Here is a 12,962-nt window from a genome sequence, read left to right on the forward strand (position 1 = left end):
GCACATTCAGAAGGCCGTTCCCCCCTCAAGAAGCTCCGGGTTACGCCCAGGCCAACCAGCGCTCCCAGCCCATGAACCCCACGACAACACCCATCCGAGAAGGGCACGCATGACCCCCCACGGAAGTCCCTCCGACCAGGACAACCCCACCCACGACCCGGCGCCCGCGCGGTCCCAGCACGCCCCTCCCGGTCACGACGACCACACCACCACCGCCACAGCTAAATCCCGGCCCGACACCGGATGGACGCTCAGCGCCACCGAAACGGACGACGACTACGCGCCGACCTTCCTCGGCAACGGCTATTTCGGCGGCCGGATCCCCGCGGCGGGGACGGGATACGCGACGACGCCGATCGAAACCCAGGCGCACCTGGCCGGGTTCTTCGCCCAGGACGGCCCGATCGAGAAGTACGCCAACATCCCGACCTGGTCCACGCTGGCGTTCTCCGACGAGTCGGGGACCTACGGCCGGCTGCCCCAGGCGGCACGGGCATGTGAAGAGGACGACCCGGAGCAGGGAGCGGTCAGCGACTACCGGCAGACACTGGACCTGCGGGCCGGGTTGCTGACCACACAAGCGACGTGGACCTCACCGGCGGGCCGCCGCACCGAACTCACCTACCAGGTACTGGTCCACCGTGCCCGGCATCGGGTGGCCGCGGTCCAGCTCACCTTCACCCCGCACTGGAGTGGCAGCGCGCGCGTGTCCGGGGTCTTCGACGGGACCAGCGCAAGGCTGACCGAACAGTCGAACAAGGGCTACGACGGTACGGCGGCCGAGTCGTACGAGACGGTGACGACGCTCGGCACGGGTATCACCGCAGCGCTCGCGTCGCGACTGGAACCGCCCACCGGGGTGCCGGCACACATCGCCGAGTTCGAAACCGACCAGGTCCAGCCGGCTGGTGTGGAGGCGACCTTCGATGTGGAGGCCGGCAGCACGTACACGGTCACCAAGTACGTCGGCGTGGCCAGTTCCCAGGACTGCGAAGACCCGTTGTCGGCTGCTCGTGCCGCCGCGGCGGTCGCGGCGAACACCGGGTACGGTGACCTGCTGGTGGAGCACGAGGCGGCGTGGGACGACCTGTGGCGGGCCGATATCGAGGTCCTGGGGGATCCGGTGCTGCAGCTGCAGGTCCGCGCGAGCATGTTCTACCTGCTGGAGAGCACACGCGCCGGAGTGAACTGGAGCCTGTCCCCGTGCGGCCTGTCCGGCGACGGATACAACGGGCACGTCTTCTGGGACACCGAGACCTGGATGTATCCAGCGCTGCTGGCCCAGCACCCGGACATCGCGGCGGGTATGAACACCTATCGACAGCAGCGTCTGGCCGCGGCCCAGGGGTACGCGACCCGAACAGGATTCGCGGGCGCGAGGTTCCCATGGGAGAGCGCGCTGCACGGAGACGAACAGACCCCACCCGGCTGGGAAATGGGTGACCTCGAGCACCACATCACCGCCGACGTCGCACTCGCCCACTGGCAGTACTACCTCGCCACCGGCGATCGCGGCTGGCTCGCCGAGAAGGCCTGGCCGGTGCTGCAGGGTGCCGCCGAGTTCTGGGTGAGCTCCGCCGTTCCCCACGACGACGGCTACGACATCAAGCAGGTGATGGGCCCGGATGAATACCACTTCCCGGTCGACAACAGCGTGTACACCAACGTCGCGGCCGCTAACACCCTGCGGATCGCCACCCGGGCGGCGAAGGTCGTGGGCGTGACCGCGGACCCCGAGTGGGACCGGGTCGCCGACGGCCTGCGGGTCCCGTACGACGAGGATCTAGGCATCCATCCGCAGTTCGACGGCTACGACGGCGACACCATCAAGCAGGCCGACGTGGTGATGTTGCAGTACCCCTGGGAGCACCCCATGCCCGCCGAGGTCGCGCTGAACGATCTCGACTACTACGTGCCGCGCACCGACCCGGACGGGCCGTCCATGACCGACTCCATCCACTCCATCGCCCACGCCGCACTGGGGACGCCCGGGTCCGCGGCCTACGACTTCATGCGGCGCAGCGTGGACCCGTTCATACGCGGACCGTTCAACCAGTTCGCCGAGCAGCGTCACGGAGGCGCGTTCACGTTCACCACCGGGCAGGGCGGTTTCCTGCAGGTGTTCCTCTACGGCTTCAGCGGGATGCGCTGGCGTGAGGACCGACTCAGGCTCGACCCGACCCTGCCACCTCAGCTGGACGGCATCACCCTGCGCCGGATGCTGTGGCAGGGACGCGAGTTCGACGTCGCGATCGGCCCGGAGCACACCACGATCACGCTGACCGGAGGCCCCCCGACGACAGTCGAGGTCGCGGGTTCGGCACACCCACTGCGTCAGGGCGCACCGCTGATCCTGCCAACCCGCCGCCCTGACCTGCTGCCCACCAGTGACCTCGCCGGCGCGTCGAGGAGAACGTGACGGCAAGCTCGCGGTCCGTCTCCGCGTCCATCAGCGCCGCGACAGGCAATCCGGCCACGGCGTGCCCAGTCACGTCGCGGTTGCTGCTCGCCGCATGCCGGTCATCGCCGAAGTCGTAGTGGCGGCGCATCAGGCCGAAGGCGACGACACCCGGATGCGCCGTCTCGACAGCTTCCCAGGAGATCGAACTCATGAGTTCAGAAGCACACCGGAACCCGGCAACCGCGTGCCAGGGGGCAGGAGCGGAGTCTTCCTCTCGCCCAGACCGCCCCGCGGGCGCAGCCACCACGACCTCGCCGGCCTATCGCGACCCTTTGAGGCCGCTCGAGGAACGCCTCGAGGATCTGCTCGCCCGCATGACGCTGCCGGAAAAGGTCGGACAGATGCTGCAGCTGGACGCCCGGGGCGACTTGGAGGACGCCGTGGCCACGAAACTGGCCGGGTCGATCCTGCACGCCTCTCCCGAGCGCATGCTCGCTGCCGTCGAGCTGGCGGCATCCACCAGGCTGGGCATCCCGCTGCTTGTCGCTGACGACTGCATCCACGGCCACTCGTTCTGGCCAGGTGCCACGATCTTCCCCACACAGCTGGGGATGGCCTGCACCTGGGACACCGAGCTCATTGAGCGCATGGCCCGGGCCACCGCGGTGGAAGTCGCCGCGACGGGCATCCACTGGACCTTCTCGCCGGTGCTGTGCATCACCCGCGACCTGCGATGGGGCCGTGTGAACGAGACCTTCGGGGAGGACCCACTGCTCATCGGGGAGCTGGGGGCTGCGATGGTCCGCGGATATCAGGGAGCGGGACTGGACGACACGACAGCGATTCTGGCCTGCGCCAAGCACTTCGCGGGCTACTCGGAGACGCAGGGCGGACGCGACGCGAGCGAGGCGGACCTGAGCCGGCGCAAGCTGCACTCATGGTTCCTGCCGCCGTTCGAGAGGGTCGCTCGCGAAGGCTGCCGCACGTTCATGCTCGGCTACCAGGCGATGGACGGTGTCCCGATCACGGCGAACAAGTGGCTCCTGAACGACGTCCTCAAGGGCGAATGGGAGTTCACCGGCACGCTCGTGACCGACTGGGACAACGTGGGCCGGATGGTGTGGGAGCAGAAGGTCTGCGCAGACGCCGTGGAGGCCGCAACGGTCGCGGTGCAGGCCGGAAACGACCTGGTGATGACCACGCCGGACTTCTTCCAGGGCGCCCAGGAAGCAGTCGCCCAGGGGCGGCTGCGAGAGGAGGAGATCGACGAGGCGGTCCGGCGGATCCTGAAACTCAAACTGGAACTGGGCCTGTTCGAGAACCCCCGCGCGCCGGACCGGGCACGACAGGCCGACGTGATCGGATGCGCCGAGCACACCGCCCTCAACCTCGAACTCGCCCGAAGGTCCCTGGTGCTGCTGCGCAACGACGGCACCTTGCCGCTCGATGGCGGACTGACCGTAGACGGTCAGGGCCACACCGTCACCGCCGGGGGCCCTCGCACGATCGCCGTGATCGGCCCCAACGGCGACGACCCCCAAGCCATGCTCGGCGACTGGGCCGGCGCATCCGGCCAGGTGGGCTGGATGCCGGACGGGCACCCGCGCGTGACCGTCACGACGGTGCTCGACGGGTTCCGCACAGCCGTTCCCGACGGGTGGACGGTCACCTACACCCGCGGCGCCGACATCGAGCGCCTCGTGCCGGACCCGCAAGGACCCGTGTACCCCGACGGGCAGCCACGTCCGCCCCTGCTTGCGCCCGCGCCCGTGGACGAGGCTCAGATCGCGGAGGCGGTGAGCCTCGCGCGCGCGGCTGATTACGTCGTCGCCGTCGTCGGCGACACCGTCGCGTTGACGGGCGAAACGTGCTCGACCGCGACCCTGGAGCTGCAGGGCGGACAGGTCGCCCTCCTGGAGGCGCTCGTCGCCACCGGCACACCCGTCGTCGTGGTGCTGCTCCACGGCAAGCCCTCGGTACTCCCCGATGCCGCGCTGGCGGCGGCAGCGCTGATCGAGGCGTTCAACCCGGGCATGCGAGGCGGTCAGGCGGTGGCCGAGCTCGTCCTCGGTCTCATCGAGCCGTCGGGACGCCTGCCCCTGTCCGTGCCACGCCATGTCGGGCAGCAGCCTGTCTACTACAACCAGGTGCGCGGCCAGCATGGTGACCGTTACGCCGACCTGACCCAGGAACCCCTCTTCGTCTTCGGGGAGGGGCTGTCCTACAGCACAATCGAGTACACCGACCTGGCCATCCTCGATGAAGTCGTCGCCTTGGACGGCGTGGTTCGCGCCGAGGTAACCGTCTCCAACACCGGCACTCGGCCGGTACTGGAGACCGTGCAGGTCTACATCAGCGACGTGGTCACGAGCGTCACGTGGGCAGAGCGGGAACTCAAGGCCTGGCGGCAGGTCACGATCCCACCCGGCGACAGCGTGCGGATCCGGCTGGCGATCCCCGCCGCGGCATGCTCCCTGGTCGACGCCGAAGGGCGCCGGATCGTCGAGCCCGGAGCGTTCGACCTGCTCGTCGGCCACAGCTCACGCGCCACCGACCTGCTTCGCGCCCGTTTCACCCTCAGCCAGCCATGACACCCTTCACGCTGCACGGTCAGCGAGCTGCGGTGCCTCGTCGCTGTGATGGGGGCGGGGCGTGGCACGCAACATCCTCCAGCTGGGCGAGGGCTACAGCTACGACTTCTTCGCCAAGTGCATCTTCCCGTCGCGGTTGGCCAGAATCCCCATCCCACAACTCTCCCCTGTGGTCTGCGTCATACACCGCCGTGTCGCTCCGCGAGCGGCATCGGCAGGCCGTCGTGACACAGCCACGCGTTCCCACCACGAGGAGGTGGCGTTCCCATGAAGGAGTACGGCGAGGCGTTGGGCGACGTAGGCGTGAGGCTCGGTACCTTACGTCGAAGGTCGGCCTGGGGCCGTTTATCGGCCGTGGCGACTGCCGCGGTACCGATGGTGTTCCGGCCGAGGGACTACGCCGGATCCGGCACCCGAGGCCGCTACCGGGCCGCGGAATCCACGGTGCCCTCGGCGACCATCCATCCGCACGCCCGCTCACGGAAGCCCTGGAGGAGAACGTCCATCGGGCTGGCCCTCGGCTGCCTGCTCCTGGGCGCGGCCGCGGTGCCGGCGTCGCCCGCAGCCGAACCGGGCAAGGGCAGAGGCGACGGCAGCTGGGTGCTGAGCACGAACGACCCGTCGAAGAACTACTCACCGACGTTCGTCGGCAACGGCTACGTCGCCGCGCGGGTGCCCGCGGCGGGTCAGGGATACAGCAGCACGCCCATCGTCACCCAGTCCCAGCTCGCCGGCTTCTACTCCGAGGGCACCGAGCAGAACGAGCAACGGGCCGGGCTGCCGACCTGGACCGCGCTCCGCTTCGGCCGCAGCGGCGGCGCACAGCCGCCGACGACGATCGGCCCTGCCGCCGACGGCACCACCAGCAACTACCGGCAGTCGTTGAACCTGCGCACCGGAGTGCTGACCACGTCGTTCGACTGGACCTCACCCGCAGGTGACACCACCAGCTTCGACTACGAGGTCAACGCCAACCGCGCGGACGGCCATCTGGCCACGGTGAGCCTGCGGGTCGTGCCGCACTGGAGCGGGTCAGCCACCGCCGTGGACGAGTTCGACGGCCGGGGACTCAACCACGCCTCCGCCACCAAGTCGCACGTGAACGGCAGGACTGGCACGCTGTCCCAAACTGTCGTGACCGACGGGAAACTGGTCACCGCCGGGCTGAACTCCGTCCTGCGCGTCAACGGCAAAACCGTGCCCACCCGGGCGATCGCCGCGGCCAGCGACGGCAGTGCCGGGCAGAGCGCGGTCTTCCCCGTCCGGGCCGGCCGGCCGATCCAGATCACCAAGTTCGTGGGCATCGCCTCCAGTGTCGACACCGACCGGAAGCTCGCGGCCGCGACCCCGCAGCAGGCCGCCGCGACCACCGCGGCCCGCGCCGCCAAGGGCGGCTACCAGCGCGCGCTCGCCCGCAACAACCAGGCATGGGCGCACCTGTGGCAGTCGAACATCTCGATCCCCGGTGACACCGCCATGACCGCGCAGATCCACGCGTCCATGTTCTACCTGCTCGCCAGCATGCGCGCCGGCGTCAACTGGAGCACCAGTCCGAGCGGGCTGTCCGCGGACAGTTACAACGGTCACGTGTTCTGGGACATGGAGACCTGGATGTACCCGGCGCTGCTGGCCCAGTACCCGGACATAGCGGCAGGGGCGAACTCCTACCGGCACAAGACCCTGTCCGCGGCGCGGGAAAACGCCGCCAAGCTGTCCACGCCCAGCCAGCCGATCAAGGGCGCCAAATTCGCCTGGGAGAGCGCGCTGACCGGCAAGGAGACGGCCCCGGACCCCTGGGGCACGTACGAGATCCACATCAACTCCGACATCGCCCTGGCGCAATGGCAGTACTACCAGGTGACCGGCGACAAGGCGTGGCTGCGGGACAAGGCGTGGCCGGTACTGAAGGGCATCGCCGACTACTGGGCCACCCGCGCCGTACCCAACTCCTCCGGCGGATACGACATCAACGACGTCATGGGGCCGGACGAGTACCACTACCCGGTCGACAACAGCGTGACCACCAACGCCGGCGCACAGGCGTCACTGCGCATCGCGATCCGCACCGCGCACCTTGTGGGCCGGACCGCCGAGCCGGCGTGGAAGAAGCTCGCCGACGGCCTGAAGGTCCCGGTCGACACCAAGAACAACATCCACCCCGAGTTCGACGGCTACAACGGGCAGACTGTCAAGCAGGCCGACGTCACCCTGCTGCAATACCCCTGGGCCGTGCCGATGTCACCCAGCCTGGCCCAGAACGACCTCGACTACTACACGGGGCGCACCGACCCCAACGGCCCGTCCATGACGGACGCGATCGCCGCCATCAACAGCGCGGCCCTCGGATCGCCGGGCTGCCAGGTCTACGACTACCTCCGCTACAGCGCGGATCCGTACCAGGCCGCCCCGTTCAACCAGTGGTACGAGACCCGCAGGGGCGGAGCGTTCAACTTCACCACCGGCCAGGGCGGCTACCTCCAGGAATTCCTCTACGGGTTCACCGGGTTGCGCTGGGGAACCGACGCCGTCACCGTCGATCCGTTCCTGCCAACCCAACTACCGGGCGTCGACATCACCGGGGTGAAGTGGCACGGCAGCACCTTCGACATCTCCGTCGGACAGCAGAGCACGACGCTGACCCTGCGCTCCGGCCCCCCGCTGGCGGTTCGCGACGGCGCCGGCACCCTGCATCGGGTCACCGCCGCCGCGCCGCTGAAGACCCCGACCCGGCACCCGGCTCCGACACCCAAGCCCTTCAGCTGCACTGGGCCGATCACCCCGACCGCCGACACCAGCCGCTGCGTGGACATCCAGTGGGGCGACAACAGCGACGGGACACCGCTCCAAATCTGGGACTGCAACAGCACCGCCGCCCAGGACTGGACGCGTCCCGGCAACGGCACCGTGATGGCCGCGGGCAAGTGCATGGACGTGCGCGGCGACTCCAGCGCCGACGGGACACCCGTGCAGATCTACACCTGCAACGGCAGCCCTACACAGCAGTGGACGTACGACCAGGACACCTATGAGCTGAAAGCCTTCGGCAAGTGCCTCACCCCCTCGGGCGGCGGCACGAGCAACGGCACCCGGCTCGTGATCGACACCTGTAACGGCAGCACCAGCCAACAGTGGAACCTGCCATCCTGACGCTCCAACCGCGGCTGTGTGGCACCCCGATCAGGTGCCGCACAGCCCCGGGGCGCGCTCCGGTCAGTCGTACAGGGGCACCATCCGTGACATCCGTGACGCCATGCGTTCACCCTTGCCTGAACATCGCCACGAACGCCAACGCGCTCGTGGTGCAGCGGGCCTGGGGCCCGCCGATCATGTCGTCGTTCCACGCCGTGTACAGCGTTCGGCAGCTTCCTCGGAGCGGCGGACGGCGGACTGTTCGCGCGTCAGGGCGTGAGCCTCAAACGACGTTCGCCGCGGTGGGCGGCACCGCCGTCGTTATGGCAGTCTGAGCGGCGAAATGGGCGCTTCCGGACCGACCGCCGCCAGCAACCGAACGCTCCGAGCCAGCCGGTGCACCAGTGAGCAGTGTCATGCGCTCCTTCGACCCTGTGGTTCCTTGGGTTGCTGGCTACGTGCACCCTGGTCGGCGAGGGCACCGCCGCCGACTTCGCGGCCGCCGCCTTCGCCGCGTTCTCCGTGATGATGACGGTCGGACGACTGCTCGGCGACCGGCTCACAGCGCGCTTCGGCCCGGTGGCACTCGTACGCTTCTGCGGCGCCCTGTGCGCGAGCGCGACTTCACCACGGTGTCCGCCATGGCGCACGACGAGGGGATCTCCTACAACCGGATCGCGGAGGCGTGCGCGCTCAAGTCCGAGCGAGTCAGCCAGATCGCCCGGGGCGCTGCGGCTGTCACCGCGCTGGCAACTGTCGAGCGAATCTCCGGCGGTCTGCGCATTCCCGGTGCCCTCCTGGGGCTCGCTGCGCAACCCTGGGAGGACACCGCCGCCCTCGGCACGGAGTCCGACCATGGAGATGACTCGATGAAGCGCCGCAACATGCTGCGTGGCGCGCTCCCCGCCGGCCTCACCGCCCCGGCACTCGCCGCGCTCACTGCCGCCCGGACCGACGTCGACCAGACCCCGAAACGGACGCCACGCCTTGGGCGTCGGACCTTCCCGTCTGGAAGGCCGCGCGATCCCCTCGTGCTGAAGAACCACCGGAGGGGACCGCACCAACTCCCGCCCAGCCACACCGTGCTGGGCGGGAGCCCCGTTATCTTCTTCGCGGTCCTGCAAGAGGGCCGCTGGCCTCCGGGCCCGGCATGACTCTTGCCCCCTGTCGGCGGGATGACCTGGGGGGTGGTGTCACCGGGTCCGAGGGGTGCCGTCGGAGACGCTGATCAGAGGTCCGACCGCCGCCTGGCCGGGCGCAGTGCCTGGCCGTTCGCGGGTGGTAGGTCTGCATAACGTGGATGCGCGAGAACGGCCCCGACCGCCGGGGACGGCACGTATCGACGCATGTGGGGGCATGGTGATCAGCATCGACGAGGTGGGCGTCTTCCTGGGCTTGGACGTCGGCAAGCCGGACGCATCACGGCCACGGCCTGAGCCCGGCCGGGAAGACGGTGTTCGACAAGCCGCTGCCGAACAGCGAACTGAAGCTGCGAGCCGTCTTTGACAAGCTCACCGCCAAGTTCGGCACCGTCCTGGTGGTCGTGGACCAGCCCGCCTCCATCGGCGCCCTCCCACTGACCGTCGCCCGGGACGCCGGCTGCCAGGTCGCCTACCTGCCCGGCCTGGCGATGCGACGGATCGCCGACCTCTACCCCGGCGAGGCCAAGACCGACGCGAAGGACGCCGTGGTCATTGCGGATGCTGCCCGCACCACGCCCCACACCCTGCGCACCCTCGACCTGACCGACGAGGTCACAGCGGAGCTGACCATGCTGGCCGGCTTCGACCAGGACCTCGCCGGCGAGGCCAACCGCACCTCCAACCGCACCCGCGGCCTGCTCACCCAGTTCCACCCCAGTCTGGAGCGCGTCCTCGGCCCGCGCCTGGACCATCCGGCAGTGACCTGGCTCCTCGAGCGCTACGGATCCCCGCAAGCACTCCGCAAAGCGGGCCGCCGCAAGCTGGTCGAGGTCCTCCGGCCCCGAGCGCCGCGCATGGCCGAGGCACTGCTGGAGGCCCACCCTCTTTCCCAGGTCCTGACCTCGATGCCCGGCATCGGAGTCAGGACCGCCGCAGTCCTCCTGGCCACCGTCGGCGACGGCAGCTTTCCCACCGCCGCCCACCTGGCCTCCTACGCCGGCCTCGCCCCGGCAACCCGGCAGTCCGGCACGACAATCCATGGCGAGCACGCCCCCAGAGGCGGCAACCGGCAGCTGAAACGAGCGATGTTCCTCTCCGCATTCGCAGCCCTCACGATCCCGCCTCCCGGACCTACCACGACCGCTGCCGAGCCCGCGGCAAAACCCACACCCAGACCCTCCTCCGCCTCGCCCGCCACCGCATCAGCGTCCTGTTCGCCATGCTCCGCGACGGAACCTTCCACGAACCGAGGAGCCCCCCGACTCGCTTGACGAAGGACATAGAGGCACCCCCGCCCCTTCCTGTGCCCGAGCCGGCAGCGGCGCCCCGATCTCGGCGACGAACGCCCGCAGGGCGCCGTTGGCGGCGTACTCCACGCCGGCTCGCGGGCGCCCGCATGTACCGGATCCTGCTGGAGGACGGCCGCGCGGTTGGCGCATTCTCCCAACGGTCGTTGCAGATTCGGATCGCTACTTGCGGGTTCCCTATCGAGTCCGATTCTTTATGTGTCGATCGATTGACGGTCGTGTTGCACATGAAACACACTGCCTCACATCTCACAGCCGATGCATGGCATACGCGAAGGAGGCAGCACGATGAGATCCACATCCACGCGCATCGCTCGGCGCCCAGAGTTCTTGGTGACCGGCCTGTGCTTCGCAGTGATCGTTTTCGACGGATACGACCTGATCGTCTACGGCGCCACAGTGCCGGCGCTGCTGCAGTACAAGGACTGGGGGCTGACCCCGGTACAGGCCGGCGTCATCGGGAGCTACGCCCTGATCGGCATGCTGGTCGGTGCGCTGATCGCCGGTGCTGTGACCGACGTGGTCGGCCGCCGCAAGGTCATGCTGACCGGTGTCGGCTGGTTCTCGGCCGCCATGATGGGGTGCGCGCTCGCGCCCGACGCCACCTGGTTCGGCGCCTTCCGGCTGCTCGCCGGGATTGGGCTCGGCGGCGTCATGCCCACGGCCGTGGCCCTGACCGCCGAGTACTCGGACCCGGACCGCCGCAGCCGCAACAACGCGCTCATGTTCTCCGGCTACGCGGTGGGCGGCATCCTCGCCGCCGTCCTGGCCATGGCACTGCTGCCCGAACTCGGCTTCCGGTTCATGTACGCGATCGGCGCCGTTCCTCTGCTGATGCTGCCCCTCCTCCTGCGGTACGTGCCGGAATCGCTGGTGTTCCTGGTAGCCAAGGGGCGCCATGAGCAGGCCGCGCGGACCGCGGCCCGTCTGGGCGTCCCCGTCCCCGAGGCCGCTCCCGCCGCCGACGGCGCCCCGCGTCGGAAGAGCGGCCCCACCGCCCTGCTCGCCGGGCGCCACCTGGTGCCGGCCCTGCTGTTCGCGCTGACCAGCTTCTTCGGTCTGCTGCTGGTCTACGGGCTCAACACCTGGCTCCCGCAGATCATGCGGAGCGCGGGTTACCCCCTGTCGAGTTCGCTGCTCTTCCTGCTGGTGATGAACCTTGGCGCGGTCATCGGATCGGTGCTCTTCGGGCCGCTGGGCGACCGGTACGGCATGAAGCCGGTCACCCTGCTCTCCTTCCTGGCCGCCGCCGTCTCGATGGCCCTGCTCAGCGTGGCCACCGCCGCGCCGCTGATGTACCTGCTCGTCGCCGTGGCCGGCTTCGGCACCATTGGCGCCCAGATCATGGTCCTCGGGTATGTCGCCATGCACTTCCCGGTGGAGATCCGGGCCACCGCGCTCGGCTGGACGCTCGGCATCGGCCGCTTCGGCGCCGTCGCGGGCCCGCTGTTCGGCGGCTTCCTGCTGTCCTCCGGCGTCAGCACGGACTGGAACTTCTACGCCTTCGCCCTCCCCGCCGCGCTCGCCACCGCCGTCGTACTGCTGCTGCCGGGGCGGGCCGCTGCGCCCGTCCCCGCCCAGATGGAGGTCAGTACCACATGAGGAACTGATCGAGGTGGACGCTGTGCTGCCTGACCCTCGCCGCCGTGGCTCTGTCCACGGCGGCGGCCGGAGTGCCGGCCGCCACGGCCGCGGAGGACACGTCGTCAGTACGGGCCTGGCCCGGCTCGGAGATTGCGCATCCGCCACTTCGAACTGGCGCAGGGACGCAGGCAGCCGGGCGACCCGGGCGCGCCGCCGACCGGCACGTTCACCCAGCAGGGCGGACTGAACCTGAACCTGACCGACTCCTCGGAGCTCAGCAGCCAGTTCGGCTGGGCGTGCCGCGAGGACTGCGTGCCGGACCTGGGGGCGGCTCCAGCGGTACCTGATCCATGTGCCGGACGCCCCCGCGCCGACGGGGGCTACGCCTCACTCACCTGGCTGCCCGGCTACGCGCTGACCCCGAACGAACAAGTGGCCGGTAAGAAGGACCTGTTCCACGCGGTGGGCGACCGCCCGGACGCGCAAACGGCGGTGATCGCCATCGACGGGCGCGGCAACGACGGCTGGTCCTACGGGCAGTCCGGGGCGAGCACGTTCGAGACGATGGCCGACGCGGCCCGCCACTAAAAGCTCGACGCCACGCGCCGTGTCATCAGCGGCTTCTCCAGCGGCGGCTACAGCGCGAACAAGCTGGCCCTGCAGTTCCCGGAGGTCTTCAGCAAGGCGTTCGTCTGCGACGACCTCGACCGGGCGCCCCGCCGGTGGACTCCATCACCCAGCACGAGCCCGGCTCCAAGCTCACCCCGCTGCTGCCGTCCCGACGCGACCAGCCGGTCATGGAGTGGGC

At 69.5% G+C, this 12,962-nt stretch carries 6 protein-coding genes and 1 pseudogene; all 7 read left to right on the forward strand.

Annotated elements, in window-relative coordinates; genetic code table 11:
• The first annotated feature begins 109 nt into the window (after window positions 1-109).
• The 7 genes and pseudogenes from KUM44_RS41425 (at window position 110) to KUM44_RS41455 (ending at window position 12,742) form a co-directional block, all read left to right on the forward strand.
• Window positions 110-2,419 (forward strand): glycosyl hydrolase family 65 protein, encoded by a 2,310-nt coding sequence (locus KUM44_RS41425; RefSeq protein ID WP_217214921.1) that lies wholly within the window; start codon window positions 110-112, stop codon window positions 2,417-2,419.
• Window positions 2,420-2,775: 356 nt separating this feature from the next.
• Window positions 2,776-4,992 carry a glycoside hydrolase family 3 N-terminal domain-containing protein gene (locus KUM44_RS41430; RefSeq protein WP_254390879.1) on the forward strand — a complete coding sequence of 739 codons (2,217 nt, stop codon included), beginning with the start codon at window positions 2,776-2,778 and terminating at the stop codon, window positions 4,990-4,992.
• Window positions 4,993-5,346: 354 nt separating this feature from the next.
• Window positions 5,347-8,139: a ricin-type beta-trefoil lectin domain protein gene (locus tag KUM44_RS41435; RefSeq protein ID WP_217214923.1), complete on the forward strand. Its 2,793-nt coding sequence runs from the start codon at window positions 5,347-5,349 to the stop codon at window positions 8,137-8,139.
• A gap of 590 nt (window positions 8,140-8,729) precedes the next feature.
• Entirely contained in the window at window positions 8,730-9,275 is a 546-nt protein-coding gene (locus KUM44_RS41440) for a hypothetical protein (protein WP_217214924.1), read from the forward strand.
• 202 nt (window positions 9,276-9,477) lie between these two features.
• Window positions 9,478-10,521 (forward strand): annotated as a pseudogene (locus tag KUM44_RS41445) (IS110 family transposase); the annotation flags it as partial.
• Window positions 10,522-10,858: 337 nt separating this feature from the next.
• Window positions 10,859-12,172: an aromatic acid/H+ symport family MFS transporter gene (locus KUM44_RS41450; protein ID WP_217214925.1), complete on the forward strand. Its 1,314-nt coding sequence runs from the start codon at window positions 10,859-10,861 to the stop codon at window positions 12,170-12,172.
• A gap of 132 nt (window positions 12,173-12,304) precedes the next feature.
• Window positions 12,305-12,742, forward strand: a complete 438-nt coding sequence (locus KUM44_RS41455; protein ID WP_217214926.1) for a hypothetical protein — start codon at window positions 12,305-12,307, stop codon at window positions 12,740-12,742.
• Window positions 12,743-12,962: the final 220 nt, after the last annotated feature.

Source organism: Streptomyces sp. AC550_RSS872 (genome assembly GCF_019049285.1).
Taxonomy (GTDB): Bacteria; Actinomycetota; Actinomycetes; order Streptomycetales; family Streptomycetaceae; genus Streptomyces.